This window comes from Kitasatospora purpeofusca, assembly GCF_042691725.1.
Lineage (GTDB): Bacteria > Actinomycetota > Actinomycetes > Streptomycetales > Streptomycetaceae > Kitasatospora > Kitasatospora purpeofusca_B.
In genome coordinates this window covers 7806577-7827496 of the sequence record NZ_CP170483.1, presented here as the reverse complement: position 1 = coordinate 7827496, position 20920 = coordinate 7806577, and the positions used below count along the sequence as shown (strand labels likewise).

Annotated in this window: 19 protein-coding genes; 7 read left to right on the top strand and 12 right to left on the bottom strand. The window is 75.1% G+C overall.

Annotated features, from left to right (window positions below):
- Window positions 1-14 precede the first annotated feature (14 nt).
- Entirely contained in the window at window positions 15-1607 is a 1593-nt protein-coding gene (locus tag ACFCLZ_RS33705) for an MFS transporter (protein ID WP_380281682.1), read from the bottom strand.
- A gap of 205 nt (window positions 1608-1812) precedes the next feature.
- On the bottom strand, window positions 1813-3093 hold the full coding sequence (locus tag ACFCLZ_RS33700; protein WP_380281681.1) for a pyroglutamyl peptidase: 1281 nt from the start codon (window positions 3091-3093) through the stop codon (window positions 1813-1815).
- A gap of 194 nt (window positions 3094-3287) precedes the next feature.
- Here ACFCLZ_RS33700 and ACFCLZ_RS33695 point away from each other — a divergent pair, with 194 nt between their 5' ends.
- Window positions 3288-3899: a TIGR03086 family metal-binding protein gene (locus ACFCLZ_RS33695; protein WP_380281680.1), complete on the top strand. Its 612-nt coding sequence runs from the start codon at window positions 3288-3290 to the stop codon at window positions 3897-3899.
- 31 nt (window positions 3900-3930) lie between these two features.
- Here the strand turns inward: ACFCLZ_RS33695 and ACFCLZ_RS33690 are convergent, their stop codons facing one another.
- Window positions 3931-4422, bottom strand: a complete 492-nt coding sequence (locus ACFCLZ_RS33690; protein WP_380281679.1) for a carboxymuconolactone decarboxylase family protein — start codon at window positions 4420-4422, stop codon at window positions 3931-3933.
- 149 nt (window positions 4423-4571) lie between these two features.
- Between ACFCLZ_RS33690 and ACFCLZ_RS33685 the strand changes: the two genes are divergently transcribed.
- On the top strand, window positions 4572-5537 hold the full coding sequence (locus ACFCLZ_RS33685) for an RNA polymerase sigma-70 factor (protein WP_380281678.1): 966 nt from the start codon (window positions 4572-4574) through the stop codon (window positions 5535-5537).
- 60 nt (window positions 5538-5597) lie between these two features.
- Here the strand turns inward: ACFCLZ_RS33685 and ACFCLZ_RS33680 are convergent, their stop codons facing one another.
- The 4 genes from ACFCLZ_RS33680 to ACFCLZ_RS33665 are packed head-to-tail and all read right to left on the bottom strand — an operon-like array spanning window position 5598 to window position 8070.
- Entirely contained in the window at window positions 5598-6506 is a 909-nt protein-coding gene (locus ACFCLZ_RS33680; protein WP_380281677.1) for an ABC transporter permease, read from the bottom strand.
- Window positions 6466-7326 carry an ATP-binding cassette domain-containing protein gene (locus tag ACFCLZ_RS33675; protein WP_380281676.1) on the bottom strand — a complete coding sequence of 287 codons (861 nt, stop codon included), beginning with the start codon at window positions 7324-7326 and terminating at the stop codon, window positions 6466-6468. Before ACFCLZ_RS33675 ends, ACFCLZ_RS33680 begins: the two co-directional genes overlap by 41 nt.
- Window positions 7323-7838, bottom strand: coding sequence for a MarR family winged helix-turn-helix transcriptional regulator (locus ACFCLZ_RS33670; protein ID WP_380281675.1), 516 nt, complete (start codon window positions 7836-7838; stop codon window positions 7323-7325). Before ACFCLZ_RS33670 ends, ACFCLZ_RS33675 begins: the two co-directional genes overlap by 4 nt.
- A gap of 52 nt (window positions 7839-7890) precedes the next feature.
- Entirely contained in the window at window positions 7891-8070 is a 180-nt protein-coding gene (locus ACFCLZ_RS33665) for a PT domain-containing protein (protein WP_380281674.1), read from the bottom strand.
- 27 nt (window positions 8071-8097) lie between these two features.
- On the opposite strand from ACFCLZ_RS33665, the gene ACFCLZ_RS33660 reads away from it, so the two are divergent.
- Window positions 8098-9312 carry an MFS transporter gene (locus ACFCLZ_RS33660; RefSeq protein ID WP_380281673.1) on the top strand — a complete coding sequence of 405 codons (1215 nt, stop codon included), beginning with the start codon at window positions 8098-8100 and terminating at the stop codon, window positions 9310-9312.
- On the opposite strand, the gene ACFCLZ_RS33655 is transcribed toward ACFCLZ_RS33660, so the two are convergent.
- Together ACFCLZ_RS33655 and ACFCLZ_RS33650 are read right to left on the bottom strand one after the other, a co-directional pair.
- Window positions 9296-9613, bottom strand: a complete 318-nt coding sequence (locus ACFCLZ_RS33655) for a hypothetical protein (RefSeq protein ID WP_380281672.1) — start codon at window positions 9611-9613, stop codon at window positions 9296-9298. The two genes, ACFCLZ_RS33660 and ACFCLZ_RS33655, sit on opposite strands and share 17 nt — an antisense overlap.
- A 99-nt stretch (window positions 9614-9712) precedes the next feature.
- On the bottom strand, window positions 9713-11194 hold the full coding sequence (locus tag ACFCLZ_RS33650) for an amidase (protein WP_380281671.1): 1482 nt from the start codon (window positions 11192-11194) through the stop codon (window positions 9713-9715).
- 98 nt (window positions 11195-11292) lie between these two features.
- On the opposite strand from ACFCLZ_RS33650, the gene ACFCLZ_RS33645 reads away from it, so the two are divergent.
- The 3 genes from ACFCLZ_RS33645 to ACFCLZ_RS33635 all read left to right on the top strand — a co-directional run bounded on the left by ACFCLZ_RS33645 (window position 11293) and on the right by ACFCLZ_RS33635 (window position 14155).
- Complete coding sequence (locus ACFCLZ_RS33645) at window positions 11293-12144, top strand: helix-turn-helix domain-containing protein (RefSeq protein WP_380281670.1); 852 nt, start codon at window positions 11293-11295, stop codon at window positions 12142-12144.
- Window positions 12145-12206: 62 nt separating this feature from the next.
- On the top strand, window positions 12207-12902 hold the full coding sequence (locus tag ACFCLZ_RS33640) for a hypothetical protein (protein WP_380281669.1): 696 nt from the start codon (window positions 12207-12209) through the stop codon (window positions 12900-12902).
- On the top strand, window positions 12899-14155 hold the full coding sequence (locus ACFCLZ_RS33635; protein WP_380281668.1) for a nucleotidyl transferase AbiEii/AbiGii toxin family protein: 1257 nt from the start codon (window positions 12899-12901) through the stop codon (window positions 14153-14155). Before ACFCLZ_RS33640 ends, ACFCLZ_RS33635 begins: the two co-directional genes overlap by 4 nt.
- A 51-nt stretch (window positions 14156-14206) precedes the next feature.
- Here the strand turns inward: ACFCLZ_RS33635 and ACFCLZ_RS33630 are convergent, their stop codons facing one another.
- Window positions 14207-15319: a Gfo/Idh/MocA family protein gene (locus ACFCLZ_RS33630; protein WP_380281667.1), complete on the bottom strand. Its 1113-nt coding sequence runs from the start codon at window positions 15317-15319 to the stop codon at window positions 14207-14209.
- A 98-nt stretch (window positions 15320-15417) separates the two neighbouring features.
- Between ACFCLZ_RS33630 and ACFCLZ_RS33625 the strand changes: the two genes are divergently transcribed.
- Complete coding sequence (locus ACFCLZ_RS33625; protein ID WP_380281666.1) at window positions 15418-16053, top strand: TetR/AcrR family transcriptional regulator; 636 nt, start codon at window positions 15418-15420, stop codon at window positions 16051-16053.
- Window positions 16054-16236: 183 nt separating this feature from the next.
- On the opposite strand, the gene ACFCLZ_RS33620 is transcribed toward ACFCLZ_RS33625, so the two are convergent.
- Window positions 16237-19797, bottom strand: a complete 3561-nt coding sequence (locus ACFCLZ_RS33620; RefSeq protein WP_380281665.1) for a hypothetical protein — start codon at window positions 19795-19797, stop codon at window positions 16237-16239.
- 139 nt (window positions 19798-19936) lie between these two features.
- The gene (locus tag ACFCLZ_RS33615; RefSeq protein ID WP_380281664.1) at window positions 19937-20887 is read right to left on the bottom strand and encodes a LysR family transcriptional regulator; all 951 of its coding nucleotides are present in this window, start codon (window positions 20885-20887) and stop codon (window positions 19937-19939) included.
- Window positions 20888-20920: the final 33 nt, after the last annotated feature.

Sequence of the window (20920 nt, the reverse complement as noted above, 5' to 3'; positions counted from 1 at the left end):
CGGCCGCCGAGGCCTCAGGCGTGCTGCTTCTCCTCCCGCTCCCGCTTCCCGCCCCGCTCCTTGCCGGTCGGCTTCACCGGGAATGCGGACTTCACCGGGAACGCGGACTTCGGCGGCACGAAGGCGGCGGCGAGCAGCGCCGCCACCACGGCGACCGCACCGCAGGCCGTCAGCACCAGGTTGCTGCCGTGCACGAAGGCGGTGTGCGCGGAGGCCAGCAGCCCTGGGTCGTCCAGTCGGGCGGCCACCGCGTTCGCGCCGGTCACCGAGGACCGGGCCGCCCGGGCGGCCTCGTCCGGCAGGCCGCCGGTGGAGATCCGGTCGAGGTAGCCGGAGCTGAGCAGGCTGCCCAGGCCGGCGACACCGAGCACACCGCCGACCTGCTGCAGGGTCTCCAGCAGGCTGGAGCCTGCGCCGGCGCCCTCCTCGGGCAGCGAGCCGAGGACCATGCTGGTGCTCGGGACGATCGCGAGGCCGAAGCCGGCGCCGGTGAGGGCCAGCCAGAGGGCCGCGAAGGCGTAGCCGTCGGCGACGGTCGACCGCGCGCCCAGCAGGGTGGCGCCGGCCAGCACCAGCAGCCCGAGCGGGATGACGGCGCGCGGTCCGAGCCGGGGGACGAGGGCCTCGGCGAGCTGGGCGCCGACCACCAGGCCGCCGATCAGCGGCAGCAGCCGCAGGCCGGTGCCGAAGGCGCTGTTGCCGAGCACCGACCCCAGGTACTGCGGCACCACGAACAGGATGCCCATGACGCAGAAGTTGACGAAGGTCGCGACGACCGTGCCCCACCGGAACGTGCGGTCGCCGAGCAGGCCGAGGTCGACCAGCGGGGAGGCGGCCCGGCGCTCGCGGAACACCAGGGCGACCAGCAGCAGCACGCCGGCGCCCAGCGTGCCGAGCACCTTGACGGAGCCCCAGCCGTCCTCCGGCACCAGGACGGAGCCGTAGACGAGCCCGGTGATGCCCAGGGCGCCGAGCAGTGCGCCCGGGCCGTCGAAGGCGGGCGCCCGGCCGGCCCCGGCGCGCCGGGCGGCCGCCGGGTCGGCGGGCAGCAGGACGGCGACCGCGACCAGCGCCGCCACCGCCACGGGGAGGTTGAAGACGAAGACCGAGCCCCACCAGAAGTGGTTGAGCAGCCAGCCGCCGACCAGCGGGCCGACCGGCATGCCGATCGACGCGGCGGCGGTCCAGGTGCCGACGGCCTTGTCCAGCTCCTCCTTGGGGAACATCCTGGGCAGGATCGCCATGGTGAGCGGCATGATCATGGCCGCGCCGACGCCCATCAGGGCGCGGACGGCGATCACCGGGCCGGGGTCGTCCGCCAGGACGCCGGCGGCCGAGGCGGCGCCGAAGACGGCGATCCCGGCGAGCAGCAGCCTCCTGTGGCCGAAGCGGTCGCCCAGCACGCCGACCGGGAGCATGACGGCGGCGAAGGTCAGCAGGTAGCCGCCGCTGATCCACTGGAGCTGGGTGGTGGAGGCGCCCAGCTCCTGGGAGAGCGTGGGCAGGGCGACGTTGATGATCGTGCCGTCCAGTGAGATCACGAGGACGCTGATCACCAGGGCGCCCAACCCCCACCAGCGGCGGGGTGAGGGTGGCGGGGTCGTCATGGCGGTTCTCCGGAGAAGCGTTGCGGATCGGGGGCCGAGCGGACCGGGGCCCGCTCGGCCGGGTCGGCTGCCACCGTGCCGGGCCGTGCTGGCGCGGCGCTGGCAGCCCGCTGGTACCGATCTGGCACGGCCGCAGGCCTGCCCGGTCCGACCGTGCCTCCTCCGCCTTCCTCAGCCTGCCGCCGCTGTCCTCCGCCTGCCGCCGTCAGCCCGCGCTGTGCCGCAGGATCTCCAGGACCTCGCCGGCGATCGCGGCCTCGTTCTGCTCGAAGACCGGCCCGGTGAGCTGGTCCGTCCGCTCCGGCAGGCCGGTGAGCACGGGGGTGTGCAGGTGGCCGCCGGGCAGCTGCGGGGCGAGCTCCAGGCGCAGCCGGTTGGTGCGGTAGGCGACCTCGTTGGAGAGGTAGCCCCCGCCGCCGCCGGCGACCGCGCGCGAGCCGGGGGTCGGGCCGTCCGCCCGGTCGACCGGGGCGCTCGCCCCGGCGGGGATCTCGGTGACGGTGGTGTTCAGCCTGACCGGGAGGGGTTGCTGAACGGCCGTCATCGGCCCGGTGGGCAGGCTGGTGGCGATGAACTCGGCGCCGGGGCCGAGCCCGGGGGCGGTGACGGGGTGGTCGCGGGTGCCGCCGGAGAGCGCGCCGGTGTTGTCCGGGTAGGGGTCGGCGGAGCGGGCCCGGCCGGCCCAGGCCTCCAGGGTGAACAGCCCGGGGTAGCCCTGGCTGATGGTGGTGATGAGGTCGGCGGAGCGGTGGCCGGGGGCGAGCCGCGGGCCGAAGGCGCGCTCGACGATGCCGCGGTCGAAGTCGCCGTAGCGGACCGGGAACACCACGGCCTGGAGCTCGGCGGGGGTGCCGTCGGCGAGGGTGATCCGCCGTCCGTCCAGTTGCAGGACCGCCGAGCCGGAGGGGTTGGCGCGGCGGAGCTCGGCGTCCAGGCCGAAGGGGTCGAAGCCGCTCACGAAGATCCGGCGCACACCCGGGCGGGCGCCGAAGCCGCTGTCGGACAGCCCGCGCGAGGCGTCCTCGAAGCGCTGCCGCAGGGCTGTCGCGTCGATGGTGAAGTCCGGCTGCCAGCGGGCGAGTTGAATGGTCATGGCGACCCTGGTCCAGTACAGCGGGCGGTCGTCGCCGGCCGGCAGGTCGCCGCCGGGGCGGCGGCCCTGGGCGCGGTCGACGCCGGCCCGCCAGAGCGCCTCGCCCCAGGCGTCGACGATCCGGCCGGCCCCGGCGGCGCCGCGGGCGGAGCAGAGCGCGGCGGGGAAGCGGCGGACGAAGTCGCCGAGGCCCCCGCGGTCGGTCAGCGCGGCGGTCCGCGGGTCGGCGGTGCGCGCCTGCTCGCGGTCGAGCGGCGCGGAGTCGACGGTCCGGCAGGAGGGGCGGGCCGGCCGCGCGGTGGCTGCGGTGGCGGCGGTGGCAGGGAGGACGGTGGCGGCGAGAGCGCCGATGAGGGTCGCGGCGAGGGCGGCCCGGCGCCGGGCGGTCGTCATGACGTGGACACTACAGTCGCGTCCCCGCGCTTCACCAGAGCGCCTCGCCACCGCCACGGAGGGTGAGCGCGAGGGGCGCCGGCCGCCGGAGATCCCCAGCGGAACGGGCTCCGATTCCCCCGAGGTTCCCCTGGCGGGTCACGCCCCGTAGCGGTTTACTGGGAGTGAGCAGGGCAGGAGACGGAGGCCCGGCGATGGAATGTCCCCACCCACCCGGATTCCACGCTGAGGTCCGCGCACAGTACGCGGCCGCCGGCGCCGAGACGGCCCGGCTGCTGCGCTCGATGTCCGAGGACCTCTGGACAGCGCCCACCCCGTGCCGCGACTGGGATGTGCGCACGCTGGTGAACCATCTGGCGGCCCAGCACCTGTGGGTGTGCCAGGCGGTCGCCGGCTACACCCCGGAGCAGATCGGCCACCGCTTCGAGGGCGACGTGCTCGGCCGCAACCCGCTGGGCGTGTGGGCGACGGCGGTGCGCAGCGCACAGCGCGCGCTCAACCGCCCCGGCGCCCCCGACTTCCTGGTGCACGTGCCGTACGGCCTGCGGGACGCCGGCGGGTACGCCCGGGAGCTGACCGCCGAGACGGTCGTGCACGGCTGGGACCTCTCCCGGGCGTTGGGCGAGCGCGCCCGGATGCCGTCGGGCGCCGCCCGGTACGCGCTCGCCGAGTTCCGCGGCTACCGCGACCTGGCGGGCACCGGCCGCTTCGACCCGCCGCGCGCCGCACCGCCGGGCGCCGACGCCGAGGACCTGCTGCTGGCCCTCACCGGCCGCGATCCGGCCTGGTCCGCGGACCGGATCTGACCGCGCCCACCGGGCGGGGCGGGCGCCCCGCTCAGGCGCTCGGCCGCTCCTCCAGCGCGGCGAACATGCCGGGCTCGTAGGAGCCGCCCGCCTGGTGGACGATGACGTTCATCCGGGTCGCCGCGTTGATCAGCGCGATCAGGCAGACCAGCGCGCCGAGCCGGTCGTCGTCGAAGTGCTTGCGCACCTCCGCCCAGGTCTCGTCGGTCACACCGTGCCGGTCCAGCACGGTGGCCTCCTCGGCGAGCGCCAGGGCGGCCCGCTCGGCCTCGGTGAACACGGTGCTGTGCCGCCAGGCGGCGACCAGGTGGAGGCGCAGCACGCTCTCCCCGGCCGCCGCGGCCTCCTTGGTGTGGATGTCGACGCAGAATCCGCAGCCGTTGAGCTGGCCGACCCGCAGCTGCACCAGCTCACGCAGGGCCTTCGGGAGGTCGGACCGCTCCAGCACCTGCGCCGTGCCGTAGAAGCGCTTGGCCAGCTTCGCGGCGGTCGGGCTGTCGAACAGGTTGAATCGGGGCTCCATGGTGTCGTCCTCACTCGTGGGATGCCGTGTGCTCGTGCACCGGACGACCACAGGACGCCGACGGACCCGGCCCTGTGACAGTGCGCCGGTGTGAGCGGGGCCACCGCGCCCGGATGTCACAGAACGGCGCTCGGCGGCGTCCCCTGACCATGGGCACGCACACACCGGACCTCCGGAGCCTCCAGGGCACCGCCTCCGCCACCGATCCCACCACCGATCCCACCGCCGATCCCACCGTGGACCTCGCCACCGAGGCCTTCGTCACCCACCGCAACCTGCTCTTCACCGTCGCCTACGAGCTGCTCGGCTCGGCCGCCGACGCCGAGGACGTCCTCCAGGAGACCTGGCTGCGGTGGACCGGCGTCGACCAGGACACCGTGCGCGACCGGCGCGCGTACCTGGTGCGCGTCACCACCCGCCAGGCGCTGAGCCACCTGCGCGCGCTCGGCCGGCGTCGCGAGTCATACATCGGCCCGTGGCTGCCGGAACCGCTGCTGACCGCTCCGGACGTGGCGGAGGACGTCGAGCTGGCCGACAGCGTCTCGATGGCGATGCTGCTGGTGCTGGAGACCCTCGCCCCGACCGAGCGGGCGGTGTTCGTGCTGCGCGACGTCTTCGGCCTGGAGTACGGCGAGATCGCCGGGGCCGTCGGCAAGACCCAGGCGGCCGTACGCCAGATCGCCCGCCGGGCGCGCGCCCACGTCGGCGAGCGCAGGCCGCGCGGGGCGGTGTCGGCCGCCGAGAACCGCCGCGCGATCGAGGCGTTCCGCCGGGCCGCGGAGACCGGCGAACTGCAGAGCCTGCTCGATCTGCTCGCCCCCGACGTGGTCCTGCTCGGCGACGGCGGCGGCGTCCGCCCGGCCGTCCCGCACCCCGTCGTCGGCGCCGGCCCGGTGGCCCGGCTGCTCGCCGAGGGGCTGCCCCGCTTCGCCGGCCGCGCCACCGTCCGGCCCGCCGTGGTCAACGGCGGCCCGGCCCTGGTGATCGAGCTCGCCGGGGAGGGCGACAGCCTCGTGGCCCTGCGCCTGGACGACGGGCTGATCACCGCCGTCTACGTCGTGCGCAACCCCGAGAAGCTCTCCCGGCTCACCCGGGCGACCCCGATCACCCGCTGACGGCCCCGATCACCCGCTGACGGCCCCGATCACCCGCCGACCACCCCGGCCTCCCGGTGGCTACCGCGCGAGGCGGCCGAGCAGGGCCGAGGAGGCGGCGATGCCGAGGACGGTGGCCAGGGTGAGCACGCCGAAGTCCAGCAGCAGGTGCGACGGCGTGCCGATCAGCAGCCCGCGCAGGGCGTCGACCTGGTAGCTGAGCGGGTTGGCCCGGCTGACCGCCTGCAGCCAGCCGGGCATCAGGTCCACCGGGTAGAGGGCGTTGGAGGCGAAGAACAGCGGCATGGTGATCGCCTGGCCGATGCCCATCAGCCGGTCCCGGGTCAGCACGATGCCGGCGATGGTCATCGACAGGCAGGAGAAGAAGGCCGAGCCGAGCACCACCACCGCCACCACGCCCAGCAGCCGCAGCGGGTTCCAGGTCATCGCGACCCCCAGCAGCGCCGCGAGCACCACCACCACGGCGGCCTGCAGCACCGCCTTCACCCCGGCGGCGAAGGCCTTGCCGGTCACCAGCGCGGCCCGCGGGGTCGGGGTGACCAGCAGTTTGGTCAGCACCCCGGAGTCCCGCTCCCAGATGATCATGATGCCGTAGAAGATCGCGACGAACATCGCGGACTGGGCGATGATCCCGGGCGCCAGGTAGTCCAGGTACGGGATCCCGCCGGTCGGGATCGCCTTCAGCCGGGTGAAGGTCTGGCCGAAGATCAGCAGCCAGAGCGCGGGCTGGACCGCCCGGGTGTACACCTCGGTGCGGTCGTGGCGCAGCTTCTGCAGTTCCACCGCGCACATCGCCGCCACCCGGGCCGGCACCTGCCGCCAGCCGGTACGGGCGGACGGGGGCACCAGCAGCAGGCCGAGGCCGGGCGGGGCGGCACCAGTACCGGGGCCGTCGCCGGGGCCGGGACCGGCGCCGTCACCGGGGCGGTCAGCCGACGCGGTTGGCCGTGCGGCGGGTCCGGCGGACATCGTCGAAGCCTCCTTCCGCCCCCTCGCCGCGGGCGAGCCCGCGGCCCGAGTAGTGACGGAACACATCGTCCAGCGAGGGGTCGGGCAGCCCCGGGTCCTGTTCGCGGACCCGGTCCTTCAGCTCCCCGGGCGTGCCCAGCGCGCGGATCCGGCCGCGGTCCATCAGGGCGACCCGGTCGCAGTGGCGGTCCGCCTCGTCCATGTAGTGGGTGGTCACCAGCACCGTCATGCCGGTGGCCCGGCGGACGGCGTCGATGCGCTCCCAGACGCCGGCCCGGGCGATCGGGTCCAGGCCGATGGTGGGCTCGTCCAGCACCAGCAGCCGCGGCGCGCTGACCAGGGCCTGGGCCAGCTCCAGCCGGCGCACCATGCCGCCGGAGTAGGTCCCGGCCAGCCGGTCGGCGGCCTCGGTGAGGTCGACGGCGGCCAGCGCCTGGGCGACCCGGGCGGCCCGCTCGGCGCGCTGGACGTCGAAGACCCGGGCGAACAGTACGACGTTCTCCCGTCCGGTCAGCCCGGCGTCGGCGGAGAGCTGCTGCGGCACGTAGCCGAGCAGCCGGCGGACCTCCGCCCGCCGCCGGGCCGCGTCGTGGCCGAAGACCCGGACCATTCCGGCGGCGACGGGCAGCAGGGTGGTGATCGCCCGGATCGTGGTGGTCTTGCCGGCGCCGTTGGGGCCGAGCAGGCCGAACACCTCGCCGGCCCGCACCGTCAGGTCGACGCCGTCGACGGCCCGGGTGCCGCCGCCCTTCCGCCGGCTGCGGCGGAAGGTGTACTCCAGGCCGCGGCAGATCACCGCCTCCTCGGATCCGGATGTCATCGCCCGGTCCTCCCTCCCGCCGTCGCCGCCGTCGCTCCCGGCTCGCCCGCCCGCCCCCGCAGGCCCGCCGCCACCCCGCGCAGCGCGGGCAGCGCGGCGGCCAGCGCCGCCCGGTCGTCCGCCGACAGCCCCGCCACCACCTCGCCGACCAGCGCCTCCCGCCGGGCCCGCCAGGCCGCCAGCCGCTCGACGGCCTCGTCGGTGGCGTACAGCAGCACCGCCCGGCGGTCGCCCGGATCCACCTCGCGGCGCAGCAGGCCGAGCGCGACCAGCTGGTTGACCAGGGTGGACACCGAGTTGCCGGCCAGACACAGCTCCTCGGCCGCGTCCGAGACCCGCAGTCCGGGGAAGTCCGTGACCAGGCGCAGCAGTTCGACCTGCGCGCCGCGCAGCCTCGGTTCGCTCAGGCCCTCGCGCAACCGGCGCCGCACCAGGCGCTGGATGCCGACGAGGAGGGTGGAGAACTCCTCGCCCAGCGCGGTGTCGGGCGTGTCCGGGGCGACCGCACTCATACCCCCGATTTTACCTCTCAGTGAGAGCCATCCGTCCAGCGCCCGGACCGGATCAGGACGGCTGCCGGGACGGCTGCCCGGACGGCTTCCGGGACGGTTTCCCGGACGGCTTCCGGGACGGTTGCCCGGACGGCTGCCCGGACGGTTGCCCGGACGGCTGCCCGGACGGTTGACGTCCGATTCGCGCCAGCCCGACCCCCCGTCCGCTTGGTGGACTTCGGGCATCGCTCACCCACCGTGCCCGGACAGGAACACCGTCATGCCCGACACCGCCCACCCCGCCGCCCTCCGCCCCCTGCCACAGAGCCGGACCCGGCCCCGGAACCGGCCCCGGACCGGCGGGTGGCCCGCCGTCCTCGCCGTCACCGCGGGCGTCTTCGCCATCGTCACCACCGAGATCCTGCCCGTCGGCCTGCTCACCCCGATCGGCGCGAGCTTCCGGATCTCCGACGGCACCGCCGGGCTGACGATGACCCTGCCCGGCCTGGTCGCCGCCGTGGCCGCGCCGGTGGTCACCGTGGCGACCCGCCGCGCCGACCGCCGCACCGTGCTCTGCGCCCTGCTGCTGCTCCTCGCCTTCGCCGACCTGCTGAACGCCTTCGCCCCCGGGTACGGGGCGGTGCTGGTGGCCCGGGTGGCGCTCGGCCTGGTGATCGGCGCCTTCTGGTCGATCGGCTCGGGGCTCGCCCCGCGTCTCGTCCCGCCGGACCGGCAGGCCCGCGCCAACACCGTGATCTTCACCGCCGTCCCGCTCGGCTCCGTGCTGGGCGTCCCGGCCGGGGTCCTGCTCGGCTCGCTCGCGGGCTGGCGCGCGGCCTTCGCGGCGATGGGCGTGCTCACCCTGCTGGTCCTGGCCGCGCTCCTGCTCTGCCTGCCCCCGCTGCCCCCGCCGGCCACCACCACCGGCCTCGGTGTCCTGCGCGGACTGCTCGCCGGTCGGGTCACCCGCACCGGCCTGGCGATGACCTTCCTGATCGTCCTCGCCCACTTCGGCGGCTACACCTACGTCACACCGTTCCTGGCCGAGGTCACCCACGCCGGACCGGGCCTGATCGGCGGCCTGCTGCTCGCCTACGGCGCCGCCGGCCTGCTCGGCAACCTGCTCGCCGGCCGGTGTGCCGCCCGCTCCCTGCGCCCGGTGTTCACCGCGGCCGCCGCCCTACTCGCCTGCGCCACCCTGCTGCTGCCCGTGCTCGGCACCACCGGCCCCGGCGCCACCGCGCTGCTGCTGCTCTGGGGCGTCGCCTACGGCGCCGTCCCGGTCTGCTCCCTCAGCTGGTTCCTCGCCGCCGCCCCGCACGCCCCCGAGGCCGCGGGCGTCCTGTTCACCGCCTCCTTCCAGGCCACCATCGGGATCGCCGCCCTGCTCGGCGGCGCCGTCGTCGACCGCACCACCCCCACCACCGTGCTCCTCCTGGCCGGCGCCACCGCCCTGCTCGCCGCCGCCCTCGCCGCCGCTACGGCACCGCGATGAGCGCGCCCGTGGGCACCAGGGTCAGCGCGACGCTCAGCGGCCAGTACCCCCGACCCCCGCCGGACCGGCGGCGCAGCCCCCGGTTCGCCAGCCACCACAGTCCCGCGAAGGCCGCTACCACCGGGCCCCCGAGCACCAGCCACGGCAGCGGTCCGTCGTTCTCCGTCGGCTCCCCCACCGTCCATCCCAGCGCCGCCAGCGGCCAGTTGGCGGCGAAGTACCACAGCAGCCAGACCGGCACCACGGCCGGCACCCCCAGCAGCAGATTCGCGACCGCGGCGGCCGGTGAGTACGTGCGCATCCCACCAGTATTCCCGGCCCCGGGCGGGGCGCCGTCCGGGGCCCGGGGACGGTACCCCCGTGCTCGTCCCGGCCCCGGACGGCGTCCCCGCCGCCCGGGCTACCTGCTCCCGCCCCCGTGATCACCGCCACGGGCCGGCGGGCGGCGGTCGCCCCAGGGGTGGGCGAGTTCCAGGACGCGGGACACCTGGAGGAGGAGGTCCTCCCGCCACGGCGCGGCGACGAGTTGGACACCGACCGGCAGGCCGGTGGCGTCGTCGTGGTGGAGCGGCAGCGAGACCGCCGGCTGCCCGGTGACGTTGAACAGGGAGGTGAACACCCCCATCGGGTAGCTGTTGCGAAGCGCCATCAGGGGATCCTCGTCGGTGCCCGCCCGCCAGGCGCCGATCCGCGGCGGCAGGCACGCCATGGTGGGCGTGACCAGCAGGTCGAAGCCGGCGACGAAGCCCTCGACGACGCGCCGCGACAGCCGCTGGGCCGCGAGCACCCCCTCCGCGTAGGCCCAGGAGTCGACCGACCGGGCCGCGTCGCGCAGGGCGCGGTTGTGCGGCTCGACCCGGTCCGGGTCGGCGAGCGCGATCCCGGCGCCGCCGATGTTCCACATCGTCGTGAACGCCGTGACCAGTTCGTCGGTCCGGGGCAGCGGGAGGCGGGTGTCGACGATGTGGTGGCCGGCCGATTCGAGCGCACGCAGGGCCGTGCCGACGGCCGCCGCGCACGCCGGGTCCACCTCCACCCCGTCGAGCGGGGAGTCCACGAGCACGCCGATCCGCAGTCCGGCGGGCGGGTCCGCCCACATCGCGTCGGCGAAGGAGCGGCCCGGGGAGGGCGGCGACCACCAGGCGCCCGGGTCGTGCCGGGCGAGCACGTCCAGGGCGGCCGCGGTGTCGGCCACGGAGCGGGTCACCACCCCGCTGGAGCCGAGCCCCTCCACGGCCACGGTCGCGTCCGTCACCCGGCCGCGCGTGGGCTTCAGGCCGACCAGGCCGGTGCACGAGGCGGGGATGCGGATCGAGCCGCCGCCGTCCTCGGCGTGCGCGATGGGCGCCATTGCGGCGGCGACCGCGACGCCCGCGCCGCTCGACGAGCCGCCCGGAGTCCGGTCCGGGGCCCACGGGTTGCGCGAGATGCCGAGCGCCTCGCTCTCGGTGAAGGGCAGGGAGCCGAACTCGGAGGTGGTGGTCTTGCCGAGCAGCACGAACCCCGCGGCCACGAACCGCCGGACCACCGGGTCCGAGGCCGCGGCCGGCTCCCGGCCCGCGCCGGCCGAACCGTGGCTGGTGGGCCAGCCGGCGACGTCACGCAGGTCCTTGACCGGCAGCGGGACGCCGTGGAACGGCGGCAGGTCGTCGGTGGACTCGGCCCGCACCACCGCGTCGGCCGCGGCGGACGCGGCCTTGCGGACGGCGGCGTCGTCGCGGTGGCAGAAGGCGTTCAGCCCGGGGTCGAGGTGGTCCATCCGCGCGAGGTAGCAGTCGGCCACCTCGACCGGGCTCACCTCCTTGCGGCGGATGGCGGCGGCGAGTTCGACTGCGGACCCGAAGGGGTCGATCGGTGGGTGCGTCACGAGCGGGTGCGTCACGAGCGGTCCTTTCCGGCCCCCGGGCTCGCTGCCCGGGCCACCAGGTTCGGCGCCGCCGGGGCCGCCGGTCTTGGACGAATGTCCCGTAGCCTGGCGGCATGCGCCCCGTCGACACGCCGCGCGCCACCGCGGCGCTGTGGGAGATCACAACTCCCGGGCACCCCGGCCGGATCGGGGGCGTCGCCATGGCGGGATTCCGCGCCCGCGCCACCGGCCCGCTCGACCTGGCGGTGGTCCCCTACCCGGCCGTCACCGTGGCCGTCGACCTCGGCGACGGCCCGCTCGCCGTCGGCGACGCCGGCGGCGAGCGGGAGACCGGCAGCGTCGTCATCGGACTCGCGCCCCACGGCCTGCGCGGGCGCGGACGGGACATCGAGTGCCTCCAGATCCGGCTGTCGCCGATGGTCGCGCACGCCGTCCTGGGGCCCGCCGCCGACCTGGGCGGGAGGATCGTCCGCCTCGACGACCTGTGGGGCCGCGACGCCGCCCGCACCCAGGAGCGGCTGCGGGCCGCCGGCTCCTGGGCCGACCGGTTCGCGCTCGCCGAGGCCGAGCTCGCCCGGCGGCACCGGGACGGACCCGCCGTCGATCCGGAAGTCGCCTTCGTCTGGCGACAGTTGGTGACCCACCGGGGTGATGTCCGGATCGAACGGCTGGCGGCCGAGGCGGGCTGGAGCCGCAAGCGCCTCTGGTCGCGCTTCCGGAGCCAGACCGGCCTGACGCCCAAGCACGCGGCCCGGCTCGTCCGCTTCGACCACGCGGCCCACCGCCTCGCCGCCGGCCACCGCCCCGCCCTGGTCGCGGCCGAGGCCGGCTACGCCGACCAGTCCCACCTGCACCGGGAGGTGGTCGCCTTCGCCGGGGCGACGCCGACGGCCGTCGCGGCCGCCCCCTGGCTCACGGTCGACGACGAGGCCTGGGCCTCCCCCGGCTATCTGAGGACGGTCTGACGCCCCGCCGGAGCACCGTCCACCCCGGCGCCGTTGTCGGAGGCCTCTGGCAGGATGCCGTCATGCTCGCCACCCGTCCTGACCGGCACCCCGACGCCGCCCCGGCCCTCCCCGACCTCCGGGGGGACTTCGAGGTGCACCTCACCGTGCGACCGGGCGCCGCCGAGGCGCTGTCCGCCTGGGCCGCCGACCACGGCCTGAAGTTCACCCACATCCTGCTGGCCCGCGGCACGGCGCCCTCGCAGCCGATGCTCACCCTGCGCACCAGCGGGCCGCTGGACGAGGTCGCCGCGGCGGCCGCCCGGACGGGGCAGCGGCTGGCCGGGGCCGGATTCACCGTCCTGCGCACCAAGATCGAGGCCACCCCGTGGGCCCTGGGCGTCCCGGCCGAGGACGAGGACGCCGCCGCGCACGGACCGGCCCGCTACTTCGAGCACCACGTCAGACTGCTGCTGCCCGGGCCCGCCCCGGCACCCGGCCTCGCCGACCTCGCCGTCCGGCACGGCGCCCACCTGTCGCACAACCCGCGCCGGGTGCGCGAGGACGGCCGCCGCGAGTGGTTCGTCACCCAGCGGTGCCGCCGGGTCGGCCTGGCCACCGCCGGCCGGCGCCTGGAGGCGCTGCTCGCCGACCTCGCCGCCGACGGCCACCACCTCCTCTCCGTGGAACGCGAGTTCGTCGCCGTGGACAGCGACGAGGCGCTGGACGCGGGATGGCTGACCGAGCACGACCGCACCACAGAAGGAGATTCCCGATGACCAAGGAGCGGCCCCTCGCCTGGGAGGGCCTCGACTACGGGCCATGGGAGGGCCTGTCGCTGCCCGGGCAGCCCCCGCCGGAGGACGTCCGGGAGGAGCGGGACCTGCCCCGGTCCATCCGCCCGATCGACGACGAGGCGGTGCGTCAGCAACCGGTCTTCGACCCCGCGCTCGCCGGGTACGCCCGGGCCCTGCGGCCGAGCGAGCCCGTCTTCGGCGACCCGCGACTCGCCGAGCGCTGGCTCGCCGCCCGGCGCGAGGCGCTGAACACCGTCCTGTCCGCCGTCGCCGCCTCCCCGTGGGCGGAGCACCTCGTGCTGCGCGGCAGCATCCTGCTGCGCGCCTGGTACGGCGAGCAGGCCAGGGAGCCGGGCGACCTGGACTTCGTCGTGCAGCCGACGGACTGGCTGCTGGAGGACGCCCGGACCGACCGGATGCTCACCGAACTCGCCGCCGGGGCCGAGGCGCTCTCCGGCACGGTGCGACTGCACGCCGACCGGGCGGCCGACGACGAGATCTGGACGTACGGCCGCATCCCCGGACGCCGGCTGGTGCTGCCGTGGACGGCCCCGGACGTGCCCGGCGGCACCGTCCAGCTGGACTTCGTCTTCACCGAGCACCTGCCCACCGCCCCACAGCCCTGCGAACTCCCCGGCGTCGGGGCCCCGTTGCTCGCCGCGACGCCGGAGCTCTCGCTGGCCTGGAAGATCCTCTGGCTGGTCTCCGACTCCCACCCGCAGGGCAAGGACCTCTACGACGCGGTGCTGCTCTCGCGCACCACCGGGGTGTCCTACACCCTGCTGCGCGAGGTGTTCACCCGCTCCGAGGAGAACTACGCCCGGTGGCCGGTGCTCCCCAAGGACATCGCCGACGTCGACGCCGACTGGGACGAGTTCGCCAAGGACTACCCCGACTTCGCCGAGCCGGTCGAGCAGTACCCGGCCGAGCTGCTGGCCGGACTCGCCACCACGTTCGCCGGCCGCGGCGAATACGCCCTGCGGGCCGAGTGGCTCGCCCCGGTGATCGGGGAACTGCGCGAGGTACTGGCCCGCGAGGGCATGGCCGCGGTCCAGCGGTGGGTCACCGGACACCACCTGCCCCCGGCCAATGCCCTGGTGGTCGTCGGCACCCTGCTGGACGGCGACCTCGCCGCCGCCCGCAGGATCCTGGAGGACCACGGCCACCCGAACCGGCTCCTCCACAACCTGGCGGAGGTCGCCGACCGCTACGCCGCCGAACTGACCGCCGGATAGCCGTTCAGCCGCCGCGGACGGGCAGCACCTCGACGGTGCTGCCCGTCCGCGCTACCCCGCCCCGTCGGCGGCGGAGGCGCGGACGGTGTCGAGCAGGCGGTGCAGGCGCAGGCCGTCGGTGAAGTCGGGGGTGGTCCGGGTCCCCTCGCGCAGGTCCTCGGCGAGGCGGGCGTAGAGCCCGGCGACGTTGCGGGCCTCGGCGCCGGGGTCCGGGAGCCGGTGCCGGGCGGCGATCGGCAGTTCCTGCGGGCCGGAGGCCCCGGCGGCCGTGGAGAGGAGGAGCAGTTCCCCGATCTGGACGCCCGCCGGCCCGGCCGGACCGGCGGAGAGCAGGGTCAGGTCGCCCTCGGTGCCGGAGATCTCGATCCGGGTGTGCCCGTGACCGGCTTTGCCGTCGTGGATGTGGGCGGACAGCAGCGCGCCGTTGGCGAACCTGCCGTGGAGCAGCAGGTGGTCCGGGCTGGTGACGTCGACCCGCTCACCGGTCTCGGCGACGGTGGCGGTCGGGTGCTGCACGGCCAGCGTGGCCGAGACGTCGACGAGTTCGGCGAGTTCGGCGCGGAGCACGTGCGCCACCGCGTCCAGCGTGTGCCCGCCGGCGACCTCCAGCAGGCCCGCACCGTTGGCACGGTCGAGGGTGTAGACGGCCCAGCCCGGGATCCGCCCGCCGGCCGCCTTCCCACGCGCCGCGTACACGGTCACCGCGGTGATCCGCCCGAGGCGTCCGGCGGCGATCAGCTCCCGCGCCTGGGCGACGGCCGGGGCGTAGCGAGCCTGCAGACCGATGACATGACGGACCCGCGCGGCCCCGGCCGCCGCGACGAGGGCCGCCGCCTCCTCGGTCGTCCGGGCCAGCGGCCACTCGCAGTAGACGTGCTTGCCGGCGGCCAGCGCGGCCCCGACCAGCTCGGCATGGGCCGGCACCTTGACCGTGATCACCACCAGGTCGACCTCGGGGTGCCCGGCCAGTCTCCGCGGGTCGGTGAAGGCGTGCGCGGCGCCGAACCGCCGGGCCGCCTCCCCGGCGCTCCGCTCCCGGCTGGTGCCGACCGCCGTGAGCACGTACTCCGGCAGTGCCCGCAGCGCGGGCACATGGGCCCTGGCCGCCCACCCGCGCTCGGGGTTGGCGCCGATGATGCCCACGCGGATCGGTGCGATCGCCATGCCGAAACCCCCCGCCGACAAACGGACAACTCCTGTCCGGTTGACCGTCAGGCTAACCAACCGGACAGGCCCTGTCCACTTATTGCTAGGCTCGGCCCATGAACGCGCACGACACCGCCGTCGACCTGCTCCTGGCGCACGGCCCCGGCCCGCAGCCCCGGGCCGACGCCCGGCGCAACGTGGCGAAGCTGGTCGCCGCGGCCCGCGAGGCCATCGCCGACATCGGCGTCGAAGCCGCCACCGCCCACGAGATCGCCCGCCGCGCCGGCGTCGGCGTCGGCACGTTCTACCGGCGCATCCCCTCCCGCGAGGTGCTCCTCGAAGCCGTCCTCACCGAACTCCTCACCGACCTGGTGACGCTGGCGCGCACCGCGCTCGCCGCCCCCGACCCGTGGACCGGCTTCCGCGACTTCGCCGCCGGCTACGTCCGGCTCCGCACCCGGAGCTGCGGCATCAACGAGGCCCTGGGCGGCAGTTGCGGCATCGCCCCAAAGGCCCCGCTCGCCGACCTGCGCGAGCAGATCCGCCTCCTGGTCGACCGCACCCACGCCGCCGGCGTCCTGCGCCCGGACGTCACCTGGCAGGACGTCCCCTTCCTCCTCGCCGGCGTGGCCACCGCGGCCCGCACCATCGGCCTGACCGCCGACGACCATCAGTGGGAGCGCAACCTCCACATCATCCTCGACGGCCTGTCCACCGCCCGCCCCAATCCCCTTCCCCCGCACCGCCCCTGAGCCCGTCATGCCGCAGCGGCCCCACCGGACGGATCGCCGGTGGGGCCGCTGCGGTGGAGCGGGAGCCAGGCCGTGCGACCTGGCGGGCCGGGTACCCGGGAGGCACCGGCCGACGCCGCCGGAACGACGGCGACGGACCGGGTGCCGGACCCGGGTCGGCTATCGGCCCGGACCGCTCGCCGGTCACGCGGCCTCGGCCGGGTAGCCGAAGTAGCCGAAGTGGCCGAGGTGGTCGAGGTAGTCGAAGTACTCGGGGCGCGCCGACTCGTGGCCGTGGTGCGGCGGCGACCATTCCTCCTCGACGGTGATGCAGAGCTCGACGGGCGGGCTCTGGACGGGCCGGCAGTCCGGGTCGAGGGCCTTGGCCGTCGCGCGGTTGGTCACGTGACCCGCCTTGGCATCGTGCTCGGTGACCACGTAGCTGCCGGTGCAGGTCGTGCTCTGCCCGGGAGCGAGGGTCGTCTCGGCGCACGTGATGTCCGAGACCTTGTCGTCGTCGATGGTCAGGTCGGTCAGCGTGGTCGTGCCGGTGTTGGTGACCGTGTAGGTGTACGTGATCGTGTCACCGACATGGACCGGGCCGGGCAGGTCGGCCCGCTTGGTCAGCGACAGGCCCGACGTGGCGCCCGCCACCTGCACGGTGGTCTGCGCCTGCGGGCTCTGGACGGGCCGGCCCTGCGGGTCGAGACCGTTGGCCGTGGCGTGGTTGGTCACGCTGCCGGCCGCCGCGTCCGCGCTGGTCACCACGTAGGTACCGGTGCAGGTCGTGCCCTGCCCGGCGGCGAGGGTCGTCGCCACACAGGTCACCGACGAGACCCGGTCATCGGTCACGGTCAGGCTGTGCACCGCGGCCGTCCCCGTGTTGGTGACCGTGTAGGTGTACGTGATCGTGTCACCCACGTGCGCCGGACCGGCGGTGTCGGCCCGCTTGGCCAGGGACAGGCTCGCCACCGACGCGACCGGCACCGTCTCCTGCGCCGGCGGACTCGCGACCGGCTCACCCTCGGGGTTGAAGGCGTTCGCCGTCGCCACATTGAGCACGTGACCCGCCACCGCATCCGCGCTGGTCACCACGTAGCTACCGGTGCAGGTCGTACTCTGCCCGGCGGCGAGCGAGGTCGCGATGCAGGTCACCGGCGACACGAGGTCGTCCGTCACGGTCAGGCTGTGCACCGCCGCCGTCCCCGTGTTCGTCACCGTGTACGTGTACGTGATCGTGTCCCCCACATGCACCGGACCGGCCGTGTCGGCCCGCTTGGCCAGGGACAGGCTCGCCACCGACGCGACCGGCACCGTCTCCTGCGCCGGCGGACTCGCAACCGGCTCACCCTCGGGGTTGAGAGCGTTCGCCGTCGCCACATTGAGCACGTGACCCGCCACCGCATCCGCGCTGGTCACCACGTAGCTACCGGTGCAGGTCGTACTCTGCCCGGAAGCGAGGGTCGTTGCCACACAGGTCACCGGCGAGACCCGGTCATCGGTCACGGTCAGGTTGTGCACCGCGGCCGTCCCCGTGTTCGTCACCGTGTACGTGTACGTGATCGTGTCCCCCACGTGCACCGGGCCAGGAGTACTCGCCTTCTTCTCCAAGGCCAGACTCGCGACACCCACCACCTCGACCGTCACCTGCGCCGGCGGGCTCTCGACGGGCACGCCGTGCGGGTTGAGAGCGTTGGCCGTCGCCACGTTGGTGAGGTGTCCCGCCACCGCATCCGCCGCCGTCACCACGTAGGTTCCGGTGCACATCATGCTCTGCCCGGAACCGAGCGTCGTCCCGGGGCAGTTCACCGGCGTGACATGGTCATCGGTGACGATGACGCTGTGCAACGTCGTCGCGCCCGTGTTCGTCACGGCGTACGTGTAGGTGATGGTCTCGCCCACGTTCACCGGGCCGGGGGTGTTCGCCTGCTTCGTCAGGCCCAGGCTCGACGTCGAGACCACCGGGACGGTGGCCTCGGTCGGCGGGGAGGTGATCGGGGCTCCGTTGGCCGTACCGTGGGCGACGGCGTTGTTGACGACCTGGCCGAGGTCGGCGTCCGCCTGGGTGATGACGTAGCTGCCGTGACAGGTGGTGCTGTCGCCGGGGCTGCCGGCCGGGGCCAGCGTGGTGGCGGCGCAGGTGATGCCGGTGACCCTGTCGTCCGTCACGCTGACGGCGGCCACCTGGACACCGCCGGTGTTGGTGACCACGTAGCTGTACGGCACGGTGTCCCCGACCGCGAACGGGCCCGGGGCGTCGGCGTGCTTGGTCAGCTCGATGCCCGGCGGTGCCACCACCGGAACGGTCTCCGCGGCGGGCGGGGACTCGATCGGGGTGCCGTCGGCGGTGCCGGTGGCCACGGCCGTGTTGGCGATGTGGCCGGCCTGGGCGTCGGCGGCGGTCACCAGGTAGGTGGCCGTGCAGGTGACGGTCTCGCCGGGGTCCAGGGTGACGACGGGGCAGCTGACCGGGCCGACCTTGGGGTCGTTGACGCCCAGGTTGGCGATCGGCACGTTCCCGGAGTTGGTCACCACGAAGTCGTACGGCACCGGCGTTCCGACCGTGATGAGTCCGGGCAGCGGCTGGTGGGCCTGCTTGACCAGGTTCAGGGCGGGCAGCGGCTGGTCGGTGGTGACGGTCACGTTGCGGAGCAGGTGCACGTCGGTGAACCCGCCGGTCGACCCCGCGAAGCCGAACTTGTAGGTGGCGGGAACGGGCGTCGGAGCCGGGGTGGACAGCACCTGGTGCGCGCCGGTGCCGTCGTTGAAGTCCACGCTCACCGTCAGCACCGGCGACGGCGCGGGCGTCAGGTGCACGTTCACCCGGCGGCGGGAGGGCTCCAGCAGGGTCTCCGCCTGCGCCGGGGTCACCAGGGGCGGCATCACTGTCAGCGGGCCCTGCAGGGTGCCCGGCAGGGTGGAGGGCCATGGGCCGGAGGTGGTGAAGTTGCTGGTCGTCGCGGTCAGGAAGCAGTAGCCGGTGGTGCCGTCGCCGGGGCCGCGGACGGTGACCATGTTGGCGCCGGGCGCGGGGACGCGGAACCCGGTGCCGGCCGGCGAGCGGGTCGCGCAGCCGTTGCCGCGGTGCTCCCAGTCGCCGAAGTAGTTGCCGAGGACGTCGAGACCGACGCCCAGGTAGCCGCGGTCGACGCCGGGCAGGAAGGCGAGGCTCGGGTCGTCGTCGGGCAGCTTCTGCGCGTAGCCGAGGCTGCCGCCGAAGGCGCCGGGGTGGGTGAGCGAGGTGTCGCCGTTGACCAGGAAGAAGGAGATGCCGTCGGCCGGGGTGGCGGGTGTGGTGCTGCCGTACTGCCACTGGTCGAAGCTGACGTCCAGACCGTTGCCGGCCGGCAGCGCCTGGTCGAACAGGACGGCGCCGGCCTCGTCGAAGCCGGAGTCGGTGATCCGGAGGTATCCGTGCGGCGCGGCGTTCAGCGGCGGCACCGGCCCGGTCTCGACGACCGGGCAGCCCCCGAGCGGATGGCCGCCGGGGGTGAGCGTGCCGGCGGGCGCGCCGGTGAGGCACGCGGTGCCCACGGCGGTGAAGCGGGGGTCCGCCGTGGCCCCGGTGAACGTCTCCTGGACAAGTGGCGTGCCGGTGGCCAGGACGCGTTCGCCGGTGTTCGCGGCCGCCTGCCGGGGGGTCGGTTCGGCCTGCGCCGGTAATCCGGTGAGGCCGGCGCTGAGGGTTCCCAGCAACGTTGCTGTCGTCACGAGGCGGGCCGTGCGCTCCAGTAGCCGCGACGGACCGCGAAGGTCTCTTGTCATGGAAACACTATGTGCACATAATATTACTATCTGTCATGCCGACAAACCTCCGCCTGGCCCATCGGGGAGCCGCCACCACCGGATTCGACCCACCGTCACCCGGACGCCGCGTCAGACTCCGACCCCACCTACGGCCCCCCTACGGAGCCGCCGCGGACCCGTGGCCGGGACCCTCGGGGAGCAGTTCGGCGGCGCGGTCGGCGACCTCCCGGTGCAGGGCGTCGCGCACGGCCCGCACCGCGGGCTGCGTCACCGCCTCCCGCCGCACGGCCAGCGTGATCGGCAGCCGGATGTCGACCTCGTCGGCCAGCAGCCGCCGCAGTCCGGCCCGGTCGGCGAGGAAGGCGGGCAGCACGCCGATGCCGGCCCCCAGCCGGGTGGCCTCGACCTGGGCGAAGACGTTGGTGGAGGAGAACGCGGGCGTGGTGCCCGGCAGATGGCGTTCGATGTCGAGGTCACCGACCTGGAGCATCGACTCGATGTAGAAGACCAGCGGATGCTCCCGCAGCTCGGCGACCGCGCCGGGGGCCCCGCGCCGCGCGAGGTACTCGTCGGCGGCGTACAGCCCCAGCGCGTAGTCCGTGAGGTGCTCGGTGACCAGCCGGCTGCGCGGCGGCCTGCCGATGGTCAGGGCGAGGTCGAAGCCGGCCGGGCGCAGCGGCAACTGCCGCGTCGCCGTGATGAGTTCGGCCTGCAGCCGGGAGTGGCGGCGGCGCACCCGGGCCAGCGCCGGGGTGGCGAAGACGGTGCCGAAGCCGTCCGGCGCGCTCACCCGGACGGTGCCGTGCAGGGACGGCGCGTCCTGGCCGGACACCGCGTCGACGGCGCGGACGAGGGCGTCCTCGATCGCGCGGGCGCTCTCGCAGACGGCCTTCCCGGCGTCCGTCAGGGCCCAGCCCTCGGTGCCGCGTTCGATCAGCCGCACGCCCAGGCTCTGCTCCAGCGCGGCGATGCGGCGCGAGACGGTGGTGTGGTCCACGCCGAGCGCGTCGGCGGCGGTCACCAGCCGCCCCGTCCGGGCGACCGCGAGCAGGTGGCGCAGGTCGTCCGCGCGGAGCCGGTCGCCGACCGGGCGGGAACGGGAGCGCACGGGACCACCCTATCTGCATTCGCGCACACCCCG